The sequence below is a fragment of the Silvibacterium sp. genome, from assembly GCF_047605705.1.
Classification (GTDB): Bacteria; Acidobacteriota; Terriglobia; order Terriglobales; family Acidobacteriaceae; genus Silvibacterium.
Genome location: NZ_JASGFD010000028.1, coordinates 38,138 through 64,922, shown reverse-complemented (window position 1 = coordinate 64,922; position 26,785 = coordinate 38,138). Strand labels below are relative to the sequence as shown.

General features: G+C 62.4%; 24 protein-coding genes. 13 read left to right on the top strand and 11 right to left on the bottom strand.

Translation table 11 applies throughout. From position 1 onward, the window contains the following. Positions 1 to 12: 12 nt before the first annotated feature. The 6 genes from QM649_RS11785 to QM649_RS11760 form a co-directional block, all read right to left on the bottom strand. A complete protein-coding gene (locus tag QM649_RS11785) occupies positions 13 to 1,440 on the bottom strand; it encodes an alpha-L-fucosidase (protein WP_415199240.1) in 1,428 nt (475 codons plus the stop codon). Positions 1,441 to 1,472: 32 nt separating this feature from the next. Next, positions 1,473 to 2,114, bottom strand: a complete 642-nt coding sequence (gene udk / locus QM649_RS11780) for a uridine kinase (RefSeq protein ID WP_415199239.1) — start codon at positions 2,112 to 2,114, stop codon at positions 1,473 to 1,475. After that, positions 2,114 to 2,989, bottom strand: coding sequence for a purine-nucleoside phosphorylase (locus QM649_RS11775; protein WP_415199238.1), 876 nt, complete (start codon positions 2,987 to 2,989; stop codon positions 2,114 to 2,116). The genes udk and QM649_RS11775 overlap by 1 nt, the downstream gene beginning before the upstream one ends. Positions 2,990 to 3,022: 33 nt before the next feature. Further along, positions 3,023 to 4,264, bottom strand: coding sequence for a NupC/NupG family nucleoside CNT transporter (locus QM649_RS11770; protein ID WP_415199237.1), 1,242 nt, complete (start codon positions 4,262 to 4,264; stop codon positions 3,023 to 3,025). A gap of 79 nt (positions 4,265 to 4,343) precedes the next feature. Further along, entirely contained in the window at positions 4,344 to 5,663 is a 1,320-nt protein-coding gene (locus tag QM649_RS11765) for a thymidine phosphorylase (protein WP_415199236.1), read from the bottom strand. Beyond that, positions 5,647 to 6,129, bottom strand: coding sequence for a cytidine deaminase (locus QM649_RS11760; protein WP_415199235.1), 483 nt, complete (start codon positions 6,127 to 6,129; stop codon positions 5,647 to 5,649). The genes QM649_RS11765 and QM649_RS11760 overlap by 17 nt, the downstream gene beginning before the upstream one ends. Before the next feature lie 121 nt (positions 6,130 to 6,250). Here QM649_RS11760 and QM649_RS11755 point away from each other — a divergent pair, with 121 nt between their 5' ends. The 6 genes from QM649_RS11755 (at position 6,251) to QM649_RS11730 (ending at position 14,780) form a co-directional block, all read left to right on the top strand. Beyond that, on the top strand, positions 6,251 to 7,369 hold the full coding sequence (locus QM649_RS11755) for a GDSL-type esterase/lipase family protein (protein ID WP_415199234.1): 1,119 nt from the start codon (positions 6,251 to 6,253) through the stop codon (positions 7,367 to 7,369). Positions 7,370 to 7,469: 100 nt separating this feature from the next. Beyond that, complete coding sequence (locus tag QM649_RS11750) at positions 7,470 to 12,275, top strand: DEAD/DEAH box helicase (RefSeq protein ID WP_415199233.1); 4,806 nt, start codon at positions 7,470 to 7,472, stop codon at positions 12,273 to 12,275. A 3-nt stretch (positions 12,276 to 12,278) separates the two neighbouring features. Then, positions 12,279 to 13,172 (top strand): DNA-formamidopyrimidine glycosylase family protein, encoded by an 894-nt coding sequence (locus QM649_RS11745; RefSeq protein WP_415199232.1) that lies wholly within the window; start codon positions 12,279 to 12,281, stop codon positions 13,170 to 13,172. A 22-nt stretch (positions 13,173 to 13,194) separates the two neighbouring features. Further along, on the top strand, positions 13,195 to 13,530 hold the full coding sequence (locus QM649_RS11740; protein WP_415199231.1) for an RNA chaperone Hfq: 336 nt from the start codon (positions 13,195 to 13,197) through the stop codon (positions 13,528 to 13,530). Beyond that, positions 13,527 to 14,411, top strand: coding sequence for an inositol monophosphatase family protein (locus QM649_RS11735; protein WP_415199230.1), 885 nt, complete (start codon positions 13,527 to 13,529; stop codon positions 14,409 to 14,411). The genes QM649_RS11740 and QM649_RS11735 overlap by 4 nt, the downstream gene beginning before the upstream one ends. A gap of 57 nt (positions 14,412 to 14,468) precedes the next feature. Beyond that, entirely contained in the window at positions 14,469 to 14,780 is a 312-nt protein-coding gene (locus tag QM649_RS11730) for a putative quinol monooxygenase (protein ID WP_415199229.1), read from the top strand. Between the two features lie 65 nt (positions 14,781 to 14,845). Here the strand turns inward: QM649_RS11730 and QM649_RS11725 are convergent, their stop codons facing one another. Next, positions 14,846 to 16,225, bottom strand: a complete 1,380-nt coding sequence (locus QM649_RS11725) for an MFS transporter (protein WP_415199228.1) — start codon at positions 16,223 to 16,225, stop codon at positions 14,846 to 14,848. A 113-nt stretch (positions 16,226 to 16,338) separates the two neighbouring features. Then, positions 16,339 to 16,746 carry a VOC family protein gene (locus QM649_RS11720; protein WP_415199227.1) on the bottom strand — a complete coding sequence of 136 codons (408 nt, stop codon included), beginning with the start codon at positions 16,744 to 16,746 and terminating at the stop codon, positions 16,339 to 16,341. A 90-nt stretch (positions 16,747 to 16,836) separates the two neighbouring features. Between QM649_RS11720 and QM649_RS11715 the strand changes: the two genes are divergently transcribed. The 3 genes from QM649_RS11715 to cysE all read left to right on the top strand — a co-directional run bounded on the left by QM649_RS11715 (position 16,837) and on the right by cysE (position 19,126). Then, positions 16,837 to 17,268, top strand: coding sequence for a DUF1801 domain-containing protein (locus tag QM649_RS11715; RefSeq protein WP_415199226.1), 432 nt, complete (start codon positions 16,837 to 16,839; stop codon positions 17,266 to 17,268). Between the two features lie 104 nt (positions 17,269 to 17,372). Further along, a complete protein-coding gene (gene cysK, locus QM649_RS11710; protein WP_415199225.1) occupies positions 17,373 to 18,347 on the top strand; it encodes a cysteine synthase A in 975 nt (324 codons plus the stop codon). 14 nt (positions 18,348 to 18,361) lie between these two features. Next, complete coding sequence (gene cysE / locus QM649_RS11705; protein WP_415199247.1) at positions 18,362 to 19,126, top strand: serine O-acetyltransferase; 765 nt, start codon at positions 18,362 to 18,364, stop codon at positions 19,124 to 19,126. Positions 19,127 to 19,228: 102 nt separating this feature from the next. On the opposite strand, the gene QM649_RS11700 is transcribed toward cysE, so the two are convergent. Continuing rightward, complete coding sequence (locus tag QM649_RS11700; protein ID WP_415199224.1) at positions 19,229 to 20,734, bottom strand: SulP family inorganic anion transporter; 1,506 nt, start codon at positions 20,732 to 20,734, stop codon at positions 19,229 to 19,231. Between the two features lie 132 nt (positions 20,735 to 20,866). On the opposite strand from QM649_RS11700, the gene QM649_RS11695 reads away from it, so the two are divergent. From QM649_RS11695 to QM649_RS11685, 3 genes are all read left to right on the top strand, one after another. Further along, the gene (locus QM649_RS11695; protein WP_415199223.1) at positions 20,867 to 21,451 is read left to right on the top strand and encodes a cupin domain-containing protein; all 585 of its coding nucleotides are present in this window, start codon (positions 20,867 to 20,869) and stop codon (positions 21,449 to 21,451) included. Positions 21,452 to 21,578: 127 nt separating this feature from the next. Then, positions 21,579 to 22,550, top strand: a complete 972-nt coding sequence (locus QM649_RS11690; protein ID WP_415199222.1) for a hypothetical protein — start codon at positions 21,579 to 21,581, stop codon at positions 22,548 to 22,550. An 85-nt stretch (positions 22,551 to 22,635) separates the two neighbouring features. Then, positions 22,636 to 23,304: a TetR/AcrR family transcriptional regulator gene (locus tag QM649_RS11685; RefSeq protein WP_415199221.1), complete on the top strand. Its 669-nt coding sequence runs from the start codon at positions 22,636 to 22,638 to the stop codon at positions 23,302 to 23,304. 24 nt (positions 23,305 to 23,328) lie between these two features. Here QM649_RS11685 and QM649_RS11680 read toward each other — a convergent pair whose 3' ends face one another. Next, entirely contained in the window at positions 23,329 to 24,279 is a 951-nt protein-coding gene (locus tag QM649_RS11680) for a carotenoid biosynthesis protein (protein WP_415199220.1), read from the bottom strand. Positions 24,280 to 24,369: 90 nt separating this feature from the next. After that, on the bottom strand, positions 24,370 to 26,196 hold the full coding sequence (locus QM649_RS11675; protein WP_415199219.1) for an alpha-L-arabinofuranosidase C-terminal domain-containing protein: 1,827 nt from the start codon (positions 26,194 to 26,196) through the stop codon (positions 24,370 to 24,372). 328 nt (positions 26,197 to 26,524) lie between these two features. On the opposite strand from QM649_RS11675, the gene QM649_RS11670 reads away from it, so the two are divergent. After that, positions 26,525 to 26,785: an indolepyruvate ferredoxin oxidoreductase subunit alpha gene (locus QM649_RS11670; protein ID WP_415199218.1), complete on the top strand. Its 261-nt coding sequence runs from the start codon at positions 26,525 to 26,527 to the stop codon at positions 26,783 to 26,785.

Here is a 26,785-nt window from a genome sequence, read left to right as displayed (position 1 = left end):
ATAGTCAGCGATTTACTTCATTGCTGTCTGTGTTTCCGCTCCATCGATCCTGAAGAGCTGGAACTCGCGGATGCGTGCCTGTCCTGCGCTGGCGACGATGTTCAGCCGCACGCGGTCGGTGGTGACGGCAGGGAAGCGATCGATCTTCATATGGCCGATGGCATAGTCCGAGACGACGGGAACCCACTTGCCATCCTTCCACGCTTCGATCTTGTACTGCTGGATGAGCTGGCCATCGTTGAGCCATTCCATGGTGAGCGCGTGATCGATGGTTTCGGGATGCGCGAAGCGTACTTCGAGCGTGGCCGAGCGTGAACCTTCGGGTGCAGACCAGAAGGTGTCCCGGTCGCCGTCGAGCGCTTTGGCGGTGTTCGCGTCGACAGGCTGATGACGCTCGGCGAGGTTGTTCGAATAGCGGGCGCGCAGCGTGTCGCCCAGCTCCTTCAGGCGCTTTACATCGGCCTCGGGCAGCAGCCCGTCTTTGTTCGGTGCGACACCGAGCATCCACTGGCCGCCGTGTCCCACGGAGTTCTCCCAGCTGTTCACGAGGTCATCGAGGCTGCGGAGTGTCTCATCGCTGTTCGGGTGCCAGAACCACTGCAGCTTGTGCAGCGGGGTGTCGGCTTCGATGGGGCGCCAGCGCAGATAGCCGTGGCGATCGATGACGTTCCAGTTCTCGTAGTCGATGAAGCCGGACTCGGTGCCGACCCAGCGTGCGTCACCGTACTCAAAGAGTGCGGTATCGGCGAAGACGACGGTGTTCGGCTGGTAGGTGCGCAGCGTTTCGATGATCTTGGGGAAGTTATAGACGTGGCCGCCGCTGCCTGCGCCGTCAAGCCAGAATTCGGTCAGATCGCCGTACTTGGTCACCAACTCTTCGAGCTCGGACTGGTAGTACTTGTCGTACTCGGTGGTGTCCTTGTCCTTGTAGCGGGGGTCGTGGCGGTCCCACGGCGAGAGATAGATGCCGAAGCCCAGGCCGTTCGCGCGCGCGGCCTTGGCCACTGCGCCAACGATGTCGCCCTTGCCGTCCATGAAGGGGCTGGCCTTGATGCTGTAGTCGGTCTGCTCGGTGGGCCACAGGCAGAAGCCGTCATGATGCTTGGCGACCATCACCACATACTTCGCGCCCGAGGCCTTGATGGCCTTCATCCACTGGTCGGGATCGAAGTGCTTCGGGTTGAAGGTCTGCGGGCTGGCCGTGCCGTCGCCCCATTCGCGATCGAGAAAGGTGTTGGTGCCGAAGTGGATGATGACGCCGAACTGGAGATCCTGCCATTGAAGCTGCTGCGGGGCCGGCTTCACGTCAGAGAAGTTCTGCGCCATGGCGGCGTGTCCGCCCATTGCCAGCGCGGCTGCGGTCAGCATGCCTGCGCATGTCTTTGCTGCCTGCCAACGCCGTTTCGTCTCTGTCTGATTGCCGCGCCGCACTGCCTTCATCTCGAATCGTCCTTCTATTTGTTCTGTCTCTGTTACTTGCTTACCGGACCCATGATTTTTTGCAGCAGTCCGCGCTGCTTGAGCTCATTCATCAGGCCTTCAATCGCCCAGTCGAGCGATTCGGTGCCGTCCATCACGATATCCGCATACTGCGCGGAGGGGCGGACGTATTTTTCGGCCATCGGGCGCACGGTTTCCGCGTAATGCTGGGCAACGGACTCCTCCGTCCGTCCGCGGTCGCGGATATCGCGGCGCAGACGCCGGTCGTAGCAGACCTCATCCGGTGTGTCGACGTAAATGCCCAGGTCGTAAAACTTGCGCAGGCCGGGATAGTGCAGCGCGAAGATGCCGTCGATGATCAGGAGATGACCCGGCTCCATCCGCGTGATGGCGTTCTTTTTGCGGGTGTGTGAGGCGAAATCGTATTGCGGATGCCAGATGGTCTCACCCGCGGCCATGCGCCCTACGTCGCGGATGAGAAGTTCGCTTTCGATGATCGCGGGATCATCGAAGTTCTGTTGACATCGCTCCTCGTAGCTCATGTGCGAGAGGTCGCGATAGTAATGATCCAAATGGAAGTGCGTGCCTTCCAGCTCTCGCGCCAGCTCTTCGGCCAGCGTCGTTTTTCCCGAGCCCGAACAGCCCGCAATTCCCAGCACAACCGGTTGCTTCACTACGCCTTTCCGCCTCCTGCCAGCACCAGCTTCGCGATCTCTGGCAGCACGGTTTTCAGAATCGCTGCCAGCTGTCCTTCCACGCGTTTACCGGTTTCCATCACTTCCTCGTGATTCAGCGGCTCGGCCTGGATGCCGGCTGCCATGTTCGTCACGCACGAAATTCCCAGTACCTCCATGCCCATGTGCCGTGCCGCGATGGTCTCGAGCACCGTCGACATGCCGACGAGGTCCGCGCCCAGGGTGCGGAAGGCGCGAATCTCGGCGGGCGTTTCGAAGCTCGGCCCGGGGACGCCGATGTAGACGCCTTCCTGCAGGGCGACACCGTTCTCGTTCGCGGCGGTGTGCGCCAGCTGGCGCAGGCGGCGCGAGTAGGCCTCGGTCATATCAAAGAAGCGCTGGCCCAGCCGCTCGTCATTGGGACCGGTAAGCGGGCTCACACCTGTCAGGTTGATGTGGTCGGAGAGCAGCACCAGGTCACCCTGCGCGTAGTTATGGCGGATACCGCCAGCAGCGTTCGTCAGCGTAAGCGCCTTGATGCCCAGCAGACCGAGCACGCGCACCGGAAAGGTCGATTCGCCGGCGGAATAGCCTTCATAGCCGTGGACGCGTCCCTGCATCACCGCGATCGGCGTCTCGCCGAGAAGACCCACGACCAGCTTTCCGCTATGACCCTGTACCGTCGATTGCGGGAAGTGCGGAATCTCGTTGTACGGCACCACCACAGCGTCTTGAATCGCGGAGGCGAAGCCTCCGAGCCCGGAGCCCAGAACCAGCCCGATGAGGGGCGTGTGTTTTGTACGCGATTGCAGAAACTTCACAGCTTCTGACGCACGCTCATAGAGCGTAGGGGTGAGGATCGACGTGAGGGGCATGGGGAGGGCTAGCGCTTTCCTGTGGTGTTTCTTCTATTTGAGCATGATTCCAACAATCGAGGCAGACATGAGATTGGCCATGGTTCCGGCCAGCATGGCGCGCAGGCCGAGCTTGGCCAGGTCGTTCCGGCGGCTGGGCGCAAGCGCGCCGATGCCGCCGATCTGGATGCCGATGGAGCTGAGGTTGGCAAAGCCGCACAGCGCGAAGGTGGCGATGGTGAAGGAGCGGAAGTCGAGTGCCGCCTTCTGCGCGCCCAGCAGCGAGTAGGCCACTACTTCATTGATGACCATGCGCGTGCCCAGCAGGTTGCCGACGATCCGCGTCTCGTGCCAGGGGATGCCGATGAGCCACGCGATGGGCGAAAAGAGTACGCCGAGGATCGAGTCGAGGCTCGACGGGAACCAGGCGAAATGCCGCACGGCCAGCCAGTCGTGAATGCCGCCCAGGATGCCATTGAGCAGGTGGATGAGCGCGAGGAATGAGATGAGCATGATGGCCACGTTGAAGGCCAGCTTGCCGCCGTCGATGGTGCCGCGCGCGATCGCGCCCAGCAGGTTCTCGTCCTTGTGCTCTTCCTCTTTGGGCATGGTGACCACGCCTTCGGTCGCGGGCGTTTCTGTCTCCGGCACCAGCATCTTCGAAATGAGGATGGTGCCGGGCGCGGTCATGATGACCGCCGCCAGCAGGTGCTGCGCCTCAATGCCATAGAGGATGTAGGCCGCCATGATGCCGCCCGAGACGTGCGCCATGCCGCTGGTCATGATCGTCATCAGCTCGGAGCGCGTGGCGTTGGGGATAAACGGCCGGATGGTCAGCGGCGCCTCGGTCTGCCCCATGAAGATGCTGGCCGCCACGTTCAGGCTCTCCGCGCCGGAGACGCGCATGGTCCACAGCATGAGCCGGGCGAAGACACGGATGACCAGCTGCATCACGCCGATGTGATAGAGCACCGAGAACAGGGCGGAGATGAAGATGATCGTCGGCAGGACCTGGAAGGCAAAGATCATGCCCAGCGAGGAGTGCTGCTTGCCCAGCTCGCCGAAGACCATCTCCGAGCCGGCGAAGGAGTAGGCCAGCATGTGGGTGATGGCCGCGCCGACCGTGGCCAGGATCTTCTGACCGACCGTCCACTTGAGCACGAGAAAGGCGAAGACGATCTGGAGGCTCAGGCCCCAGATGACGGTCCGCCACCGGATTGCCCGCCGGTTCGTCGAAAAAATCCATGCCAGCGTCAGCATGGTCAGCAGGCCCAGCACCCCGGTGAATCGAATCAATGTCTCTCCTTTATCCCTCTCATCCTATCGGTCGGTGCCACATCCTCAAACTGATCGTTGGTAACTGCGCTGCCAGCTTTCAAGCTGTGATGATCTCTCCGATCAGCGCAGGCGGCGTCACGGCCTCGTTTCCGATGACCAGCGCCCGCCGCAGCAGCGCTTCGGGCTCGGCAAAACGGGATTCTTCCTCCGTAAAGAGCTCCGCCAGCACCTGCCCGCGTTCCACGCGGTCTCCCAGCTTGATCTTTATTTCGAGGCCGGCATGCGCCGCCACCGGCTCGCCTGCCTTTTCGCGCCCGGCGCCCAGGCGCTGCACAGCCCAGCCCACCAGTTCGCACTCGCAGGAGGCGAAATACCCGGCTTTCCCGGCTACAAAACTGCGCCGGAACTTCGGCTGATGGAACTTCTCCGGCTCGTCGAGCGCACGGAGGTCGCCGCCCTGCGCGGCTACCATCTCGCGGAAGATCCGCAGGCCGCTGCCGTCTTCGAGCTTTGTCTCGGCGATGGCGCGGCCTTCGCCGGGCGTCGCCGCCTTGCCGCCCAGGTGAATCATCCAGCCGGCCAGCACCAGAGACAGCTCACGCAGGTCTTCACTCAGCGGATGCCGTTCGCCGCGCAGCAGCTCGACCGATTCCCATATCTCGATCCAGTTGCCGGACATGCGTCCCAGCGGCTGATCCATCGACGTCATGATCGCGGCGGTGCGCGTGCCTGAGCGTTCGCCGGTCTCGACCATTAGTTCGGCGAGGAAGCGCGACTGCTTCGGGTCCTTGAGGAATGCGCCCGAGCCGGTCTTCACGTCGAGCACCAGCCCGTTGAGCCCGGCGGCGAGCTTTTTGCTCATGATGGAAGCGCAGATCAGCCACGGGCTCTCGACCGTGCCGGTACGGTCGCGCAGGTCATAGAGGACGCGGTCGGCGGGTACGAGGTTCTTTGTCTGCCCGATGATGGTCGCCCCGCAGAGGTCCATCACCGCGCGGGCCTCGGCCAGTGAGAGCTGCGTGCGGTAGCCGGGGATACTTTCGAGCTTGTCGAGCGTGCCGCCGGTGTGCCCGAGCGCGCGGCCGCTGATCATGGGCACGGCCACGCCCGCGGCCGCGGCCAGTGGCGCTACGAGGAAGGAGGTCTTGTCGCCCACGCCGCCGGTCGAGTGCTTGTCGACCGTGGACTTGCCCAGCCCGGCGTGCTCGAAGACCTCGCCTGAGTAGCGCATGGCCGCAGTCAGGTCGGCGACCTCGCGCCGCGAGAGCCCGCGAATCCATGCGGCCATCAGCCAGGCTGCCAGCTGGGCTTCGGGAATCGTCTGCCGCGCCGCGCCTTCGGCCACGAAGCGGATCTCTTCGGAGGTCAGTTCTGCGCCGTCGCGTTTCTTCCGGATCACATCAATTGCGTGGATCATCTGGTCGCTCGCTCGTTCCGTGTTGTCGTTCCACGCCGTTCAGGCGGAAGCCATAGGGCAGCAGCTCGTCGAGCCGGCGCTCGACGGTTTCCACGCCGCGTTCCGTCTCCCCGGGAAAGAGCACCACCGCGGCGGGTGCGGCGAATTCCGCCATCACCTGCCGGCAGGCCCCGCACGGCGGGGAAGCGGCTTCATTTCGATTCGCCACCGCGATGGCGACGATCCTCTTCGCCGCGCCACGCTCGCTCACCGAGCGAAACAGCGCGTTGCGCTCGGCGCAGCTGGTCAGGCCGAAGGAGACATTCTCCACGTTGCAGCCCGTTACCAGCGTGCCGTCCTCGAAGAGCAGCGCCGCGCCTACGCGAAACTTCGAGTATGGAGCGTAGGCGTGCTCCGCTGCCTCGTGCGCCGCGGCCAGCAGCTGTACCCGTGTTGCCGGATCGAGAGAGAAAGATGGAGCAGGCATGGTATTTCGAGGCTAACGGAGCACAGGCTCCTCCGCAAATGGTCTGTGCCTGCCGCGCTCTCCGGATACACTTGGGGGCAATATGCCCGGATGCAATCGTCGAGATAGAGGATGGATTTTCGTGCTGGTGGCGTTTCTGGCCGCCGTTTGTTCTGCCGTGGCGCAGGGAGAGACGCCGCACGTTGTGAAGGTCGCCACGCCGCCTCCGCTCGAAACGCTGCCCATGTCCATCCATGGCCGGTTTGAAGCCAAGGCCTCAGCCGGGCTGGATCTTCCCGGCTTTCCGAAGCAGGACATCGTGTCGCAATGGCCGGGCGCGTACTATCAGGCGGCATTCCAGGGGGATGCGGTCTATTTCCGCGTAGGCGCTGCGCATGAGATTCTGCATGTCGTCGTCGACAAGCGCACACTCGTGCTCGACAAGCCCGAGCCCGGCGTCTACGAGGTCACAGGGCTCTCAGGCCGCAAACACCGCGTCAGCATCTACGTCGCAACGGAAAGCATGTCCAACCCGAACCATTTCGGCGGATTCGCCCTCGCGGCAGGGGCAAAACCGCTGGTCGTCGTGGTACTTCCTCGTCAGATTGAGTTCATCGGCGACTCGCATACCGTCGGTTTTGGCAACACTTCGGCGAAGCGTGAGTGCTCCGACGAGGAGATATGGTCTACGACGGACAACACCCAGACTTTCGCCGCGCTCACCGCTGCCCGCCTGCATGCGAACTATGAGGTGAACGCTATCTCTGGCCGTGGCATCGTGCGCAACTACAGCGGCTTTCCCGCGGATACTCTGCCTGAGGCCTATCCGTATGTGCTGTTCGACAAGGCGCAGAAGGTGGACGAGCCGGACTGGAATCCGCAGCTGATCGTGATCGCACTGGGTACGAATGACTTCTCGACCGCTCTGCATGCGGGGGAGAAATGGAAGAGCCGCGACGAGCTGCATGCCGACTACGAGGCGACCTACGTGCGTTTCCTGCAGGATTTGCGCGCGAGGAACCCGCATGCATACTTCATCCTGTGGGCTACGAACCTGGCCGACGGCGAGATCGCGGCAGAGGAGCAGCGCGTCGTCGATCGTATGCGCGCCTCGGGCGAGCAGAACATCGGCTTCCTGGAGTTCAAGCACCTTGCCTTGAGCGGATGCGCCGGTCACCCGTCCGTCGCCGATGACCGCACCATCAGCAAAGCGCTGGTGCGGTACGTCAAGGCGCATCCGGGGATATTCCGTGGTGAATAAATGAACCTGTCTTCTCGACCGCGTCAAAGGGAGAGCGTATCGAAGACGAAAAGCCTGGATGGCCGGTCCGGCATCCAAGTGAGGGACTCCTGATTCGCGCATGGCAACCAGATCGAAAAAATCCACCACGGCAGGCAAGGGCGCTTCCTCTTCGAAAAAGAAAGCCTTGCCGCGCTCGCGCGAGGCGGCCGACGAGGCCGCGATTGCTGCGCAGAACGAGGCTGCGCTAGCACTCTTTCATCCGGTCACGGCTGCATGGTTTCGCGCTGTCTTCGATCATCCCACCGGGCCGCAGCGCCTGGGTTGGCCGGCTATCGCCCGAGGCGAGAGCACGCTGATCCTTGCGCCCACAGGCACAGGCAAAACGCTCACCGCATTCCTCTGGTGCCTTGACCGGCTCATGATGCGGCGTGAGCCGGACGAGGCGCAGGGCTGCCGGGTGATCTATATCAGCCCGCTCAAGGCGCTGGCCGTCGATGTCGAGCGCAACCTGCGTTCGCCGCTCGCAGGCATCGATAATATGGCTCGGCGCATGGACGTGCCCGCGCGTGTTCCAGAAATCAGCATCCGCACCGGGGATACGGCGCAGAAGGAGCGCGCGCGCTTCCGGCGCAACCCGGCGGACATCCTCATCACCACGCCGGAGTCGCTCTACCTGCTGCTGACGTCTGAGTCCGCCGCGCAGCTGCGCACGGTCGAGACTGTCATCATCGATGAAATTCATGCGCTCGTCCCCACGAAACGCGGCGCGCACCTGGCGCTGAGTCTAGAGCGCCTCGAAGCGATCACAGCAAAGCCGGTGCAGCGTATTGGCCTCTCGGCCACGCAACGCCCGCTTGAAGAAGTGGCGCATTTTCTGGCTGGGGTCGATGTGCCGAAGAAGATCTCCACGGCAGGCGAGGATGCTGCGCCTTCGGTGTCTTCCATCGTGAGTGATGACGAGCCGTTACAGCGCTTTCGGCCCGTGACCATCGTCGATGCCAGCGAGCCTAAGCGCCTCGAGCTGCGCGTCGAGGTTCCCGTGGAAGACATGGCCAAGCTCGGCCAGATGGAGGAATTGCCGAGCGGCGCGGCGTCGCAGGGGCCGAAGCGGACTTCGATCTGGAGCGCCATTCATCCGCGCCTGCTTGAGATTGTGCTCGAGCGGCAGTCCACGCTGATCTTTGTGAACAACCGCCGCACCGCCGAGCGGCTTGCGGGCGCGTTGAACGATCTTGCGCAGGAGCGCGCGGAGCAGTCAGGAGAGCATTTTCAGCCGCTGGCGCGCGCACACCATGGCTCGCTCGCTGCCGCGCAGCGTTCGGAGATTGAAGAGCAGCTGAAGGCGGGCAACATCCGCGCGCTTGTTGCCACGTCGTCGCTCGAACTCGGCATCGACATGGGCGCGATCGATCTCGTGATCCAGATTGAAGCGCCGCCCTCGGTCGCCAGCGGCATGCAGCGCATTGGCCGCGCCGGCCATCAGGTGGGAGCCGCGAGCGACGGCATCATCTTTCCGAAGTACCGCGCGGATCTGATTGCCTGCGCCGCCGTCACGCGCGCGATGCATGAAGGGCTGGTCGAGTCTACGCGCTATCTGCGCAATCCTCTCGATGTGCTCGCGCAGCAGATCGTCGCTACCATTGCGCATCCGCCTGCGCTTGCTGTGCCGCGGCGCAAAGGCCAGCCGCCCGCGCCGGCGGAGATCGATGTCGAATCGCTCTTTCGGCTCATGCGCTCGTCCGCGCCGTTTGCTTCGTTGACGCGCGCGTCATTCGAGGGCGTGTTGGATCTGCTCGCAGGCCGCTATCCCTCGGATGAATTCGCAGAGCTGCGTCCGCGCATCACCTGGGATCGCGTCGCCAACACGCTTACGCCGCGTGAAGGTGCGAAGAGCCTTGCCATTCTCAATGGCGGCACGATTCCTGACCGTGGCCTCTACGGTGTCTTCCTCTCCGGTTCGGAGAAGCCGATTCGCGTGGGCGAGCTGGATGAAGAGATGGTGTTCGAGAGCCGCACCGGCGAGGTCTTTGTGCTCGGTGCGTCATCGTGGCGTATCGACGAGATTACGCACGACCGCGTGCTGGTTTCGCCCGCGCCGGGCGAGCCTGGAAAGATGCCTTTCTGGCATGGCGACCAGGCCGGGCGGCCGTTGGAGTTCGGTCGCCGCATCGGAGCGCTGGTCCGCGAACTGCGCGAGTTGCCACGCAACGCCGCGCTCAGCCGGCTCACGCGGGAGCACGATCTTGACCTACAGGCGGCGGAAAATCTGTTGCGCTTTCTCGCGGACCAGGAAATTGTAACCACGGTGGTTCCAGATGACCGCAGCATCGTCATCGAGCGCACCCGCGACGAGCTGGGCGACTGGCGCGTCTGCGTGCTCACCCCATTCGGTGCGCGTGTTCATGCACCGTGGGCCATGGCCATCAACGCGCGGCTCAATGCCGCCGGTGGACCCGATGTCGAGACGATGTGGGCCGATGACGGCTTCGTGATTCGCTTTCCGGATACCGATGCCGCGCCCGACTCCGACATTCTGCTGGTCGATCCTGCGGAAGCAACGGACTTGGTCCTGCGCCAGCTTGGTGCGACTGCACTCTTCGCTGCGAAATTCCGCGAATCCTCGGCGCGCGCATTGCTTTTGCCGAGAAGGAGAGCCCAGGGCCGTGCGCCGCTGTGGGCGCAGCGCAAGCGTGCGTATGACCTGCTCGCCGTCGCCTCACGCTATCCCTCTTTTCCCATGCTGCTTGAGGCGTACCGGGAGTGTCTGCGCGATGTCTTCGACATCCCTGCATTCCTCGAAGTGCTGCGTTCTATCGAGAAGCGCCAGCTTCGCGTGCATGTGGCCGATACGCGCACGCCTTCGCCCTTCGCGTCGTCGCTGCTCTTCAGCTATGTGGCGAATTACATCTATGACGGGGATGCACCGCTGGCCGAGAGGCGCGCGCAGGCGCTCTCCATCGATCAGGATCAGCTGCGCGACCTCCTTGGAGATGCCGACCTGCGTGAGTTGCTCGATGCCGATGCAATCGCAGAGGTCGAAAGCCAGCTACAGCTGCGTGGAGAGTCCTATGTGGTACGCAACGCAGACGGCATCCATGACCTGCTGTTGCGCCTTGGCGATCTTACGCGTGAGGCGATCACGGAACGCCTCGCATCGCCTGATCTTGCATCGGGTATGGATCGGCTGCTTCGGGCGCGCCGCATCCTCGAAGTGAAAATCGCTGGCGAGAAGCGTTTCATCGCCATCGAGGATGCTGCTCGCTATCGCGATGCGCTCGGTATCCCACTGCCGCCTGGCATCGCTGCCTCGCTGCTCGCGCCGGTTGCCGTGCCCGTGCTCGAGCTCGTCCGCCGCTATGCGCGCACGCATGGGCCGTTCACCCTGCCGGAAGTTGCAACACGCTTTGGGCTGGATGCGCGCCTTGTGGAGTCTGCTCTGCATGCGCTGGTGCTCGACAGCCGTATTGTCGAAGGCGGATTCCGTCCCGGCGGGGTTCACCGCGAGTGGTGCGACCTTGATGTGCTGCGCCAGATTCGCAGAAAGTCACTGGCACGGTTACGAAAAGAGATCGAGCCGGTCGATCAGCATCTCCTTTCGCGATTTGCTACGCATTGGCAAGGCGTGCTGCAGCCGCGCCGGGGACTCGATGCGCTCCTGGACGCCATTGAAAATCTGCAGGGTGCGCCGCTGCCTGCTTCCATTCTCGAGTCGTCGATTCTGCCGGCGCGTCTCGCAAGGTATTCGTCGTCCGACCTCGACACGCTTATTGCTGCGGGTGAGGTTGTGTGGTGCGGTCTCGATCCGCTGGGTGAGCACGACGGGCGCATCGCACTTTACTTAGCCGATCGCCTGCCGGACCTGCTTCCTGCACGCCCCGGTCGCGAAACGAATCCGCTCACGGAGAAAGAAGAGAAGATTCTCGATCAGCTGCAGCGCGGCGGTGCCATGTTCTTTGCGCAGCTTCATGACGCCATCGGCGGAGGCTACCCCGGTGAGACGCTCGATGCGCTATGGAGCCTTGTGTGGCGCGGCCTCATCACCAATGACACGCTGCATGCGCTGCGCGCCTATGTCGCCAAACCCTCATCGGCGCGCCCCGCAAAACGCCAACACAACGTGCCTGTCTTTCGCTCGCGCCGCACGACGCCGCCCTCCGCGCAGGGGCGCTGGGCTCTTCTCGCTTCGCCTGACCGCACAACTCCTGCACAGCAGACGGCGTGGTCGCATGCGCTGGCCCTGCAATTGTTGAATCGTCATGGCATCCTCACTCGCGAGACCCTCGCGCAGGAGAATATCCCCGGCGGTTTCAGTGCGGTTTACGATGTTCTTCGCGTCCTTGAGGACTCCGGGCGTGTGCGCCGCGGCTACTTCATCGCGGGTCTCGGTGCGGCTCAGTTCGCATTGCCAGCCGCAGTCGATCTGCTTCGCTCTCTGCGCGCTCAGCCGGATAAAGCGGAGGTGCTTTCACTTGCGGCTACCGATCCAGCCAGTGTTTACGGTGCGATTCTGCGCTGGCCTCAACCCGGATTGAGGCCGGGAGCTGTGTCCGATGCGGAAGAAGAGGCATCGCCCCGTTCGCTCACCCGCAGCGTCGGTGCCTCGGTCATTCTGCGCAATGGAGAACTGCTCGCGTATCTTCGCCGCGGTAATGTAAATATTCAGGTATTTCTCCCTGCAGACGAGCCGGATCGTTCTGCTGCTGCGCGCGATCTCGCACACTTTCTCGCGCGTTCGGCGCAGGCGTCCATGCAGAACGATGCTTCGAGCCATTTCAGCGGTCTGCTGGTTGCGACCATTAACGGCCAGCCGGTGCATGAGCACTTCCTTGCGCGCTTCCTCACCGATGCAGGCTTTGCGCCTGCGCCCAACGGCTTTCATGTGCGCCGCATTCTTCCTCCAGTTCCTGTGCAGGTGGAGGCTTAGCGTATGCCTGAAGGCGATACCATCTTTCGCTCGGCGCGTGCGCTGAACAAGGCTCTCGCAGGGGCGATTGTTACGCGCTTTGAGACGGCCTATGCTCCGCTTGTCTCGGTCGACGACGATACTCCGGTGGCGGGGCGGGTGATTGAGAGGGTGGAAGCTCGCGGCAAGTGGCTGCTTATCCACTTCTCAGGCGACCTCATTCTCGTCACGCACATGCTAATGAACGGCAGCTGGCATATCTATCGCGCAGGAGAGCGGTGGAAGCGCGGGCGCCAGCACATGCGCATCGTAATCACGACCGCGAACTACGAGGCGGTCGCTTTCGATGTGCCGGTGGCGAAGTTTCACACCGCCCGCACACTCGAGCGCCACAGCGCGATTCCGAAACTCGGTCCCGATCTTCTCACCTCCGGCTTCGCTGCCGATGAAGCCGGGGCGCGTCTTCTGGCTCGTCCAGACGAAGAAGTCGCGAATGTGCTACTCAACCAGCAGGTGATGGCTGGTATCGGGAATGTCTTCAAGTCCGAAATCTGCTTTGCCTGCGGTGTGAACCCCTTCCGCCTCGTCGGCTCGCTCACGCCTTCTGAAGTGGATTGCCTGCTGCATACCGCAAAGAAGATGCTTGCGGCGAATGTTCTCGACGGTTCCGGTGACGGCATTGTGACGTACACAGGCGCGCGCAGAACGACATCGAATGCCGATCCTGGCGCCCGCCTCTGGGTATACGGCCGTCGTGGCCGCCCCTGCCGGCGATGTGGCACGCCCATTCTCATGCGCAGGCAAGGGATGGGAGCACGTTCCACCTACTGGTGCCCCGAATGCCAGCCCGCTCCTGCAGGGATCGCGATCACCGGGCTCGATCAGCCGACGCGACGCAGGAAGATCGGCTGCAGCTAATAGGCTTAGGTAGAATCTCCTCATGGCTAACACCGGCGCGACGCGCAAGCGACAGAAGACCCCACCCTCCGGTTCCACCGGGCAGGAAGCTCTCTATCTCCGCTCCCTCAGCGAACGCCAGGTGCCCGTCACGGTCAAGCTCCGCGATGGCGAGTCGGTCACAGGATGGATTGAATACTTCGACGACCGCATGATTCGCATCACTCGCGAGGGTAAGCCGAATCTCTTCATTTACAAACAACAGATTCGCACCATCACCGAGCTTGCCGGCCGGCCCCGCGCTTCGCGCCGCAAGGCTGCAAACGCAACCGCTACGGTTACAGACTCAGCTGCTGCAAACCAGGGGGCCTCAGCATGACCGCTTCTACGAACTTTCTCTTCGTTCCTTCGGCTACTCCGATTGCACGCGAGGCCGGTGCGCTGCTGCGCGAGTACTACCGCCGCGGTGTCGCGACCGAGTATAAGGGCGATGTCGATCTCGTCACCGAGGCCGATCGTGCCAGCGAGAAGCTGATCGTCGAACGCCTGGGCCAGATATTCCCGGATCACGGTGTCTACGGGGAAGAGGGGACGCGCTCGCAGCTTACGAACGAATACCGCTGGTATATCGATCCGCTCGATGGCACCACGAACTTCGCGCATGGTTTCCCGGTCTTCTGTGTCTCCATGGGGCTCGAGCGCCGCTCTGCATCGCTTGCGCCCGAGGCTGATGGCGAGATCGTTGCCGCGATCATCTACGATCCGCTCCGCGATGAACTGTTTACGGCGGAAAAGGGCAACGGCGCGTTTCTCAACGGCGCTCCGATCCACGCCTCACGCACGCCGCACCTCGCTGAAGCGCTGGTTGCCACAGGCTTTCCCAGCCGCAAGCGCCACGACAATCCAAACATTCACTTCTACCAGGAGTTCACGCTGCGCTCGCATGGCGTGCGCCGTGCGGGTTCGGCCGCCATCGACCTCGCTTATGTCGCCTGCGGCCGCCTCGAAGCCTTCTGGGAGTTCAACCTGAACCCGTGGGACACCTCCGCTGGCGCACTGCTCGTGACCGAAGCCGGGGGCTCCATGTCCGGCTTTACCGGTGGCGCCTTCCGCCTCGACAGCAAAGAGGTGCTTGCGACGAATGGACTCATCAAGGATGAGATGGTGAAGCTCTTCGACGATTTATTCGAAGGCCGCATCGTCGATCCGATTCCGACGCCGGCTGAGTTTGCGGCGAAGCGGAAAGCGGCTGCGCAGTAGGTGGATTCCTAAGAATTAATTCCCTAGACCTGAGATTTACGAAGAAAGGCAAAGAGCATGGGTGAAAAAAAGACGGCTTTCGTTGTGATTGCGGAGTTCCACGTGCCCGCAACGCATCGAAGTGAGTTCCTGGATTTATGCCGTTACGATGCTGATCGTTCGGTTGCAGATGAGCCCGGCTGCCGGCAGTTCGACTTGAGCACTTCCGGTGAGGCGCCGGAGACGGTTGTGCTTTACGAGGTCTACGACGACCGCGCCGCGTTCGACTATCACCTCACCACGCCGCATTACGCAAAGTTCGCCGAGGGCGTCGAGCGCTACGGCGTGACGAAGGTCAGCGTGCGCTTCTTCGATCGCCAGCATCCGTAGCGCAGGCGAAGTTTTACGACAGAATTTAGACGAGGAAAATCGCGCGGAAGCGCGATTTTCCTGCTTTAGCGCCGCCCGCTGATTTCACTCCCGATATCCCGCGGCACGCCCATCAGCACCATCGTTCCCGCCAGCGCAATCACAGCGGAGATAGCGAAGGTGTCATGGAAATCGGCAATCGCTACCGCTGTGCTGTGGTGGATTCCCTGGAAGATGCTGATGCAGAGCGCCGCCACGGCGACTCCGGCTGCGGATGCGGCCTGCTGAATCATCGCCATCAGGCTGGAGGCGGTGGAGCGCTCGGTATCCGCTACATCGGCGTAGGCTACCGAGCCGATCGCCGTCATCTGCATGGAGCGCGTGCATCCAGCGAAGAGCAGAATGCTGAACAAGGCAATCTTTGGCAGCCCCGGATGCATCAGCACACAAAGCAGCAAGGACAGCGCGACCAGCGCCGCGTTCGTCACCAGGACGTTCTTAAAGCCGAAGGTGCGCAGGATCCGTGTGGTGACCAGCTTCATGCCGAGGTTGCCGCAGAAGTAGACCAGCACCCATCCGCCTGCTGTCGCAGGAGACATGCCAAAGCCTAGCTGGAAGAGCAGCGGCAGCAGGAACTGCGCCGATGAGAAGATAGCGAGGAAGAATGCGCCCGGTGCGATGGCTGCAATGCGCAGGCTGCGTCGTGTGAGCGGCTTGAGCGAGAGCAGCGGTGTCGCATGCCGCTTCAGGTGACGCACCGCGGAGACCGCGGCCAGGATGCCCACGCCGAGCAGCGCGAATGTCACGCGCCGCTCTGCCGGCCCGAGCGATGCGCGCTGCAGGCCGGCCAGCAGGCAGGTCAGCGCGGTCGCGCAGTAGGCGAAACCCAGCAGGTCGATGGGTCTGCGTGCTTCCTCGCGCTCGTTGGGGATCATGCGCAGTATGGCAATGACGCCAAAGATGCCCACCGGCACATTGAGCCAGAAGTTCCAGCGCCAGCTTGCATGCTCGGTGATGAGGCCGCCGATGACGGGACCGATGATCGGGGCCATCAGCACCGGCCAGATCATGATCGAGGTGATGCGCAGATAGTCGGCCTTGGGCGTAAAGCGAAGCACCAGCGCGCTGCCGACAGGCGCCAGGAGCGCACCACCCATGCCCTGCAGCAGGCGCGAAGCTACGAACATGGCGAGCGTATGACTCGCGCCGCAGCATACGGAGGCCACGGTGAACAACCCGACCGCCAGCGCCAGCACGTTGCGGCTCCCAAAGCGCTGCATCAGCCAGCTGGAGAGCGGGGAAATCGCTGCCACGGCCAGCAGGTAAGAGGTAACGCCGAGAGAGAGCCGCATCGCCGTGACGCCGAACGAGTGCGCCATCTGCGGGAAAGAGGTATTGATGATCGCGGAATCGAGGTTCTGCATGAAGCCAAGGCTGGCAATCAGAAGCGCAATCCGCGTGTACATCGCGCGGGAAACAGGAGCACTTTCAACAGAAACAGGCATCATTCACTACTAGAAGGGATGCAGAGCCCCATGGCCGCGATGCACGCGGAGTGGATGTCAGGTCGAGGTTGCGTTCAAAGATTTACGGGGGTGCCGCCCCAGCTCTCCGGATCGATGTCCGCGATTGTCGCTGTGAAATTCCAGCGATGGCCAAAGAAGTCCACCGCGGTGTAGGCGCGCTCGCCGTAGGGATAATCGTCCGGCTCGGCGACGATCATTGCGCCGGCAGCACGCGCGCGTTCGCAATGGGCCAGCGCATCTTCGATGCGGACCTGAATATGGATCGAATCGTTTGGCCGGACGTCGCCCTCCGCGATGGTGAAGCAGCCCTCGCCGGCGCGCATCTGGATGCGGTGATTCGCGATGCGCAGCCGTACCGTGAATCCGAAGACCTTCTCCAGCCACGCCGCCGCCGCACCGGGGTCCGGGTAGCGAAGAACGGGAATGACGGGGCAGGGCGGAACAGATCTGTTATGGCGCATGGAGCGTCTCCATAGAAAACGCCGCCAGATTAGCACGCTTGCGGGAGCTGCGGTTCGCGGCTAGTCTCATTGCGAACGCAGGAGTGTGCTATGGCTATTCCCGAGACGAATGCATCTGCACGCATCGACCAGAGGATCGAAGAACTAGGCGACTGGCGTGGAAAGACGCTCGCCCACGTGCGGGCTTTGATTCACCAGACGGTTCCCGACATCATCGAAGAGTGGAAGTGGCGAGGCGTGCCGGTCTTCTCGCATCACGGCATTCTTTGTACGGGCGAGACGTACAAGGCCGTCGTTAAGCTCACCTTCGCCAAAGGGGCCGCGCTGAAAGACCCGGCACATCTCTTCAATTCGAGCCTCGAAGGCAACGTCCGCCGCGCTATCGATATTCACGAAGGCGAAACCATCAATGAGACCGCGCTGAAGGCCCTTATCCATCAGGCGGCCGAGCTGAATCTTACGGCGAAGAGCAAGCCTCGAACGGCAAAGAGAACCACGAATGGGGCCGGGAAAAAAGCATAGCCGGCTCGTAAAAGGCTGCATTCAGGCTCTTCTACGCCCACGTCTCTTCAAAGTCCGGCCTATAGTGGAATAGGGACGCTTCCCAAGAGAAGAGAGAGAAGACCTTGAGGATTGCAGCAAGCGTTACAGAACTGATCGGCAACACGCCCCTCGTGCGGCTCAATAAGATCGCCAAGGGTGCTCCGGCACAGGTGGTGGTCAAGCTGGAAAGCGCGAATCCCGCGGCCAGCGTAAAGGACCGCATTGGCTTCGCCATGATCGATGCGGCAGAGCGTGAAGGAAAGATCAAACCGGGCGAAACCGTGCTGATCGAGCCGACCAGCGGCAACACCGGTATCGGCCTGGCGCTGGTGGCGGCGGTCAAGGGCTACAAGCTGATCCTGACCATGCCGGAGACGATGAGCCTGGAACGCCGTGTACTGCTGCTGGCCTACGGCGCGGAGATTGTTCTGACGCCCGGCCCCAATGGCATGAGCGGCGCGATCGCCAAGGCCAAGCAGATCCTGGAGGAGACGCCGAACGGCTACATCCTGCAGCAGTTCGAAAACCCCGCCAATCCTGCGATTCACCTCGCAACCACTGGTCCGGAGATCTGGAATGACACGGACGGCGAGGTCGACATCCTCATCTCGGGCGTAGGCACGGGCGGCACGCTCAGCGGCATCAGCGAGTACATCAAGGCGCGCAAGCCGGGCTTCAAGGCCATCGCGGTCGAGCCGGTCGATAGCCCCGTGCTCTCCGGCGGCAAGCCTGGTCCGCACAAGATTCAGGGCATCGGCGCGGGCTTTGTGCCGAAGGTGCTGCGCACCGATCTGATCGACGAAATCGTGCAGGTCTCGAACGATGACGCGATTGCGACGGCGCGGCGTCTGCCCGCGGAAGAAGGCCTGCTGGTCGGCATCTCTTCCGGCGCGGCGGTGCATGCGGCTCTGCAGGTCGCGCAGCGTCCGGAGAATGCGGGCAAGCTGATTGTTGCGATCCTGCCGAGCTTCGGCGAGCGCTACATCTCGACCGTGCTCTTTGAGAACCTTCGCAACCAGGCGCAGCAGCTCACGGCGCAGCCGATCGAGAAGGCATAGGCGGCGGCTTGCCGATCAGCCTTCTTGCCTCGATTCGCGAGGACATCGAATCGGTCATGGCGCGCGACCCGGCAGCCCGGTCGCGCGCCATGGTGCTGCTCTGCTATCCCGGGTTGTGGGCGGTGTGGCTTCATCGCATCAGCCACAACCTGTGGGTTGCGGGCTGGCCGCTGGCGGCGCGTGTGCTTTCGCAGTGCGTGCGCTTTCTCACTGGCATCGAGATTCATCCTGGCGCAACACTGGGGCGTCGCCTGCTCATCGACCACGGTATGGGTGTAGTCATCGGCGAGACGGCAGTCGTCGGTGACGACGTCACGCTCTACCAGGGCGTGACATTGGGCGGCACCGGCAACGAGAGCGGCAAGCGGCATCCCACGCTGCGGGACGGCGTATTCGTCGGCAACAATGCAAACGTGCTCGGCAATATTACGATCGGCGAGAACTCACGTGTGGGCGCAGGTTCCGTGGTGCTGCAGGATGTGCCTCCGGATTCGACCGTAGTGGGCGTGCCGGCGCATGTGATCTACAAAGACGGGGCGCGTGTGCTCATCACCGATCCATCGCAGATCAAGGATCCGCTGTCCGGTGTGATCAAGGCGCTTGGCGAGGAAGTGCAGCGCCTGCGTGCCCGCGTGGATAGCCTCGATGGCCAGCTGGAGCATGCAACCCGCGAACTGGACAGCGTGCGCTCCTTCGCGACCGAGGAAGAAGAGCGGCAGCAGTATCGCAGCGAAGTTGCCAAGGGCAGCGCTTATGTGAGCATGGGCGAAGGCATCTAGCCCCAGTTTCTGTGTTGCTTTCCCCTTAAGAAGCATTGTCATCTCGACCGCAGGTCCCTCCACTCCGCTTCGCTTCGGTCGGGATGACAGGTCGTGTGGGTGTTATCCCAGCCGGTTGTCCGCGACCGCGTAGGTCGGGTCTTCCGCCGCATTTACTTCGACCATGCCCTTGGCCTTGTCGAGCAGCGCGTAGCAGTCCGGGCTCAGATGGCGCAGGTGCAGCCGCTTGCCGGCCTCACGATATTTCTCCGCCAGCGTCTCAATCGCTTCCAGCGCTGAGTGATCCATCACGCGTGCCTGGCGGAATTCGATAATCACATCTTCCGGGTCTGTCTCAGGGGAGAACAGCGTGCGGAATTGCGCCGCAGAGGCAAAGAAGACTGAGCCTGTCAGCTCGTAGATCTTGCGCCCATCGCAGTCCATGCGGACAGAAACGCTGATCTGCTTGGCGTGCTCCCAGGCAAAGACCAGCGCTGCGATCAGGATGCCCAGTACGACCGCCGTCGCAAGGTCGGTAAAGACCGTGACAACTGTAACCGCAACGATCACAAATGCATCGTGCCGTGGAATTTTGCCCATGATGCGGAAGCTGCCCCAGGCGAAGGTCTTCATCGCGACGACGAACATGAGTCCCACCAGCGCCGCGATCGGAATACGCTCGATTAGCGACGAGCCGAAGAGCACGTAGCTCAGCAGACATAGCCCAGAGAACATGCCGGAGAGCCGCCGCATGCCGCCTGCACCGACGTTGATCATGGTCTGGCCGATCATGGCGCAGCCGCCCATGCCGCCAAAAAATCCGCAGGCAATGTTGCCGATGCCCTGCGCCAGGCTCTCGCGATTCGGCCTGCCGCGTGTGCCGGTCATCTCGTCCACAAGATTGAGCGTGAGCAGCGTTTCGATCAGGCCGACACCGGCGAGGATCAGCGAATAGGGAGCAATGATTTTCAGTGTTTCGAAGGTGAAGGACACGCCCGGTACATGAAAGTGCGGCAGGCTGCCGCGGATCGATGCCATATCGCCCACGGTCTTCGTGTGAATGCCGAGGCCCACTGCGCACAGCGTGACCACGACGATGGCAGCCAGAGATGCAGGGATGGCTTTGGTAAGCCTTGGCAGCGCATAGATCACCACAATGGTCGCCGCCACCAGGGCGAGCATCGTCATGAGCGGCTTGCCGGTCATCCAGTGTTGCGCGCCGTCGGCTGCCTTTACGTGAAAGTGCACCAGCTGTGCCTTCGCGATGATGATGGCGAGGCCGTTCACGAAGCCCAGCATCACCGGGTGGGGCACCATGCGGATGAACTTGCCGAAGCGCAGCAATCCGAAGACCGCCTGCAATACGCCCATCAGCACCAGCGCGGCGAAGAGATACTGCACGCCATGCTGCACGACGAGCGCCACCATCACCACGGCTGTCGATCCCGCAGCGCCGGAGATGAGCCCGGGGCGGCCGCCGAAGGCCGCGGCGATGAAGCACATCAGAAAGGCCGCATACATACCCTGGAGCGGGTTCAGGTGCGCGATCAGCGAGAAGGCGATGGCCTCCGGCACCAGCGCCAGAGATACGGTCACTCCAGAGAGCAGGTTCGTCCTTATCTCGCGCATACTCATTCCGTGGCCGGGCATCCATCCTCCATGCAATTTCGCTGAGTGTTCAGTATAAATGAACACTTCGTGCTGTTCTGATGTACGCCGCGCGGTGTAAAGTTACAGTCGCGAGATCCGGAGAGAGCGGGCATGACATCACACAGCGCAGAGACGGAGCGAGCCGCCGAGCATTCACTCGGGGAGAGCATTCGGCAGCGTCGCGAGCGCCTTGGGCTCTCTGTGCGCACGCTGGCCGCGCGCGCAGGCTTCTCGCCAAGTTTTATCTCGCAGGTGGAGAACGGCCTGGCTTCGCCATCGATCGGCTCACTCGAAAAGCTGGCGTCGTGCCTCGAGGTCAGCCTCTCCGAGCTGTTTCAGAGCAATGCGGAGATCCAGCCCGCGGTGGTCCGGGCAAAGGCGCGCCTGCGGGTGGAGAGCGTCTGGTCGCAGGCAGAGATTGAAAGCCTGCATGCCGGGCGTGGCTCGCGCCTCGAGCCGCTGCTGATCACACTGCAGCCCGGTGGCGCGAGCGGCAAGAAGCCGCATGCGGTTGAGCGCGAGCAGTTTGTCTTTGTCGTGGAAGGCGCGGTGCAGCTGACGCTCGATGACGAGCCACAGGTTCTGCACAAGGGAGATGCCGTCACGGTCCGCTCCGGCCATCCTTCGATGTGGACGAATGCCTCTGCGCGCCCGGTCGTGCTGCTTTTCGTTTCTCCTGCGTCTGCACGTGGCTGAGAACCGCCAATCCTAAAAAAAGCTTTGTGGGTTTTCAGTTCTTTAGGGGCCGCAAAAGGGATTTTTTTTGTATTTATAAAAAATACTGACCAGTAAGTATGTAATATGACGACAAGGAGCCTTTTCCATGACCCACTGGTTTGCCTCTCTTCGCATTACCGGTTTTCTTGTCTTTCTTGCGGCGACCGCAGTCTTCGCAGTTTCAGAGCCTCAGTCGCTTCCGGCAGCCTCTCTCTGGACTGCGCAGAACGTAACCCATGCCTACGGCTTTCCCGAAGTGCACCCGAACCGGAAGGGAACACTTACGCTTGGCGCGGACTCTCTCAGCTTTGTGAATGCCTCGGTGGAGGGATCCATCTCGCGCAGCGCGATTACCGCTGTGAGCACCGGGAACGACAGGGTGGAGCTGTGGGGCACCGGCGGCCGGATCCTCCGCATGGCGATCCCCGAGGGAGGCGGGCTGGCCGCGGCAGCCTTTATGCATCACAAGGTCGGCATGCTCACCGTCGAGTTCCGCGATACGCGTGGCGGGACTCACTATGCCGTCTTCGATCTTCCGCCCGCGGAGGCGCAGCAGGCGGTTGCCGCATTTACGGCTGCGCCCCGGGCTGTTCCGGCGTCCTCTTCGGCAGGATGCGGTCAGCAAACGGTGGAGGCAGGCAGTGTGCTCGTCGACATTCCCGACTGGCAGGCTGTCGAAGTTCCCGCGGCTTACAAGGCGCTGGTTTATGAACATGTGATCGATCGTCTGCAGCATGCCAAGGGTGTAACCCGCGTTTATCGCGGCGCCGAGCAGCTGGCCGCGTGCCCGCAATACCGGGTTCAGATATCGGTGACGTCGTTCAAGCCGGGCAACCAGGTTGTGAGGGCTTCTTCCGGCCCTGTCGGCATGTTTACCTCGGCGACGCAGATCGGCTTCGATGCGCACTTTACTGACCGATCCGGCCGCCTCGATGTGGAGGAGAAGATTCGCGCGTCGGTACGCACGGAGTCCGAGAGCGCTTCGGTCGCGGACAAGTTTGCCAAGGCGCTGACGAAGCGCTATCTCGAGGCAGTCAAGCAGTTCGCCGTTTCCAGCCCCCGGCTGGCCGCCGGGTAAAGGGCAGATCATGCTGTCGAATGACTTGAAACCCTCCCTGGCCGGATACCCGGCGGCTGCGATCGATATCATGGGGCAGAGCAACATGCCCCAGTCCAAGCCAAACAAACACGAAGTTCGTACGCGGGAGACGCGCGAGCGCCTGCTGCGCGCCGCCGAAGAGGTCTTCATTCGGGACGGTTACGAGCAGGCGGATCTCAACGAGATCGCCAAGCTCGCCGGCCGCACCAAGGGCTCGATCTACACGCAGTTCAAGAGCAAGGAAGACATCTTTCTGGCTCTGGTGGAGACGCATTCGCTGCGCCGCCGCGCTGCGATGCGGGAACAGCTTTCAGTCGCCAACGGGACGGAGAGCAATCTTGCCGTGATGCGGGATGCGTTCCTCTCCTTCTCCAGCGATGAAACATGGGCGTTGCTGCTGCTGGAGTTCAAGCTCTACGCGATCCGACATCCCGAATCGAAGGAGCGGCTCCGCGAGGTCTATGCAACGATCACGCCGGAAAACCCCGAGGCGATTTACGCCGCGCTGCTGGGTGAGGCGAAGGGAAAGACCGCTATCCGACGCACGGAGGCCGTGCATGCCGGCTTTTCCATGCTCTCCGGGCTCATCGTGGAAATGCGGTCGGCGAGCCATGTGGGCAGCGAGACTGCGCGCGTGATCGCGGGCCGGCTCTTCGATGTTCTCTTTGAAAACTCGAAGGATGAGGCGCTGGAAGCCGGCAAGGCCACGCGCAAGGCAGCCGCGAAGCGCTGATCGCTGAGCGTTCATAGCTCGGCTTCATGCCTGCTTCCGCCTCTGTTCTCTGAGCGGGAGCAGGTGCATCCCAATGCCGAGCACGATGTTTGCGGCCGCCGCGGCTGTCATCCAGCGGTTCTCGCGGAAGAAGTGAAACCAGGCGAAACAGAAGAAGAAATACAGGTGGAACCAGCAGGGCACCCACAGCGCGATGCCGTCCATCGGTTGCATCGCGCTCTCGCGCCGCTTCCATCCCCATGCGATCAGAGTAGCCATTGCCAGCACGATGAGCAGCAGCCTCGGTCCGCTGGTCAGCCCGGCATGGCGATGCAGGAAGTCCCAGATCCATGTCTCGGTAACGAAAAGCGTGGCCTGCGCGCACACCAGCGCCAGCACGGCGACGACGGGACCGCGCCATGCTCCCGGCTTCTGCGTGATCCTGCGCTCCCATAACCGGCTGTAGAGCGAATAGCAGAAGACCACCGTTGCCCAGCCGACGAAGTTTCCGTACGGAATGCCGAACCACTGCGCGCGCAGCGGATCGAGTCCTGTGCCGTTCCAGTACCAGTGCCACATGTGCAGCCGGTAGGCGACGACGTCCATGCTGAGGTCGATGTTCAGCGCGAGCAGCGTATCGAGTGCGGCAGCGGCGAAGGGCCGCAGCCGCAGCGCGTCGCTGTAGAGCCGGGCGGTGTAGAGAATGATGCCCCAGCCCGCGCCGATGCAGATGGGGATGTCCTTGGGCGCATGGCCCAGCATCAGGTGGAAGCGGCCATAGGTGTAGCTGCCGCTGAGCACCTCGATGTACTCGAGCGCCAGTCCGAAGAGAAAGCCGCCGAGCAGGTAGGACAGCGCCCCGCGGCGCTTGCTGCGTACGGCATGGACCGCGCACAGCACCATCAGAAGGAGCATGCATATCTCGGCAATGGCAAAGGCCCAGCGCGGAGCGCTGCCGTATGGCATGCCGGGAAAAAGAAGAGAGTGAGCGAGCATGTGCTCAATCACTATGAAGCAGAACTGTGTCCGGACGAAAAGGAAAACGGCGCTCCCGAAGGAGCGCCGCTGTTGTATGCGGGAAGACGGTTACTTCGTCTTCAGGCGGATGACCGTAATGGAGTACGGCGCCGTCTCGTAGTTGAAGGTCGTGCCCGCCCGCTCGAAGCGCGACTCTACAGGCAGTACGTTCTTCGGGTCGGCGAGCGTGTTGGTGGCCGAGAGCGTGCGTGCCTTCAGCGTCGTGACGTCGGCGATCTTCTCCACGTGATCCACGCCGTCGAGCTTGACCGTGACCGGCTTCGGATCAGAGGTCGCGTTCACCAGTTTCACGAAGATCTCGCCGGTCTCCGTCTTCTTCGTGATGGAAGAGAAGAAGCGCAGCTCGTCGCCGGTGGTGTCGGTCTTAGGAATCACGTCGCCGTGATAGCTGCCGAACATCACCTGCGCGTAATAGCTGGGGGAAGCGTAGCTGTGCAGCGCGTCGTAGCCGATCAGGTCGCTCTCCCACTGCATGCCACCGGGGTTCACGTTCACGAAGAGGGGCGCGTAGCTGGCCATCACGATGATGTCGCTGTTGCGCTCCATGCCGGTCATCCATGCCGCGTCGCCCAGAGCCGCGCCGAAGTTCGGTGTCGGTGAGCCTTCGCGCGTCGCCCACTCTCCGACGAAAATCTTCGGCCCGTTGCGGTCGGTCTTGTCGTAGTGGTGGACGTCCGCGTAGAACTCTTCGGCCGACTTGTAATAGTGGTCGTCGATTACGTCCGGCTTGATGCTTGTCACCGGGGTCGTCGCGATCAGTTCATACTGCGGATACTTCGCCTTGATCGCCTTGTAGAACTGCTCATAGCGCGCGTCGTAGGACTTCGACTTGTCGAAGAAGTCTTCGTTGCCGATCTCGATGTAGTGCAGCGGGAAGGGCGCGGGGTGTCCGTCCTTCGCGCGCTCCGCGCCCCACTTCGTCGAGGTGTCGCCGGTCACGTATTCGATTTCGTCGAGGGCGTCCTGCACGTAGGGCTCAAGATCCTTGCCCGGGTTCACGTGCTCCTGCTGCAGCGAGTAGCCCGCGTACACCGCCAGCACCGGCTGGATCTTCAGCTCCTCGGTCCACTCCAGGAATTCGAGCAGGCCCATGCCATCGGTCGATTGATAGCCCCAGGGGCCGCGATGCGTCGGACGATCGACCATCGGTCCGATCGTCTTCTTCCAGTCGAAGCGTTCCTTGATGTGGTCGCCTTCCAGGTAATTGCCGCCCGGCATGCGCAGGAAGGTCGGCTTCATCGCCGCCATCATCTCCATCAAGTCCGGCCGGAAGCCGTTCGGATGGTTCTCGTAGGTCGGAGGGAAGAGGCTCACCAGCGAGAACCACACCGAGCCGGGCTTCGCGATCGAGAGCACGAGGTGATTTTTCTCGCCTGCGTTCTCCGCGTGCGAGACCAGCTCATAGCTGTACTGCTTCCAGCCGGTGCCGTCGAGCGTCACGTCGGCCGAGGCCAGCTCCGCGCCGGTTTCATCGTTGGTCACGGCCACATGCACGGTACCGACCGCGCCGTCCGACTTCGCATAGAACGATCCCTTGTACGTCTCATGCGGGTGGATCGGAATACCCCAGTAGCCTTCGTTCTCGAGAGCAGCTGAGCCGCCTGTGCCTGTGCTCTCGAGCGTCAGCTTCATGCTGTGCGGCAGCGCCGCGCTCGGGCCTCCGGTCTTCTCCACGGCGACGGTAGCCTTGGCCTGGCCCTTCGGCACCATGCGCCAGTACGGCGCGCCTTCCCAGTCGGTGAAGAAGGTGCGGTTGCGCACCAGCTCGCCGTACAGGCCGCCGTCGTAGGAGTAGTTGATCTCTTCCGTCATCAGGCCGTGCAGCATGGGACTGGCCTTGGCGGTGGGCTGATCGAAGTGTGCCTCGACTGTCACGGGAGGCGCTGTTTGAGCGAGGCTCTGCGACGCGGTTGTGGAAAGAAGGGCACTCAAAGCAAGGGGAAGAGAACAGGCAAGCCGGGCCGGCACAGATCGCATAACGCTCCAGTCCTACACGTGGGAGTACTGCGGGTGGTCCACAGATGTAGGTAAACGTTATCTCCGCTCGCGAAATACCGTCAACAGAAACCCGCGTAATTTCTTTCTCTTTACGCGGGATCGCCCATTCGAGCGCGGCCTGCCTGCAAATCCCGTCAATCTCCCCTCCCACCTCGGTTACAATAGCTGTGTCTAACCAATTACCAAGAAGTAGAGGACCTTTCTCATGGCTTATGTAATCGCGGAACCCTGCGTTGGCACGAAGGACACGGCTTGTGTCGATGCCTGTCCGGTGGACTGCATCCACCCCAAGAAGGATGAGAACGGCTACAGCGATGCCGATCAGCTCTTCATCGATCCGGTCGAGTGCATTGACTGCGGCGCCTGCGTTCCCGTTTGCCCCGTCTCGGCCATCTATGCTGCCGACGATCTGCCGGAGAACTGGGTCAGCTACGCGGACAAGGCTTCCACGCACTTCGGCCGCTAA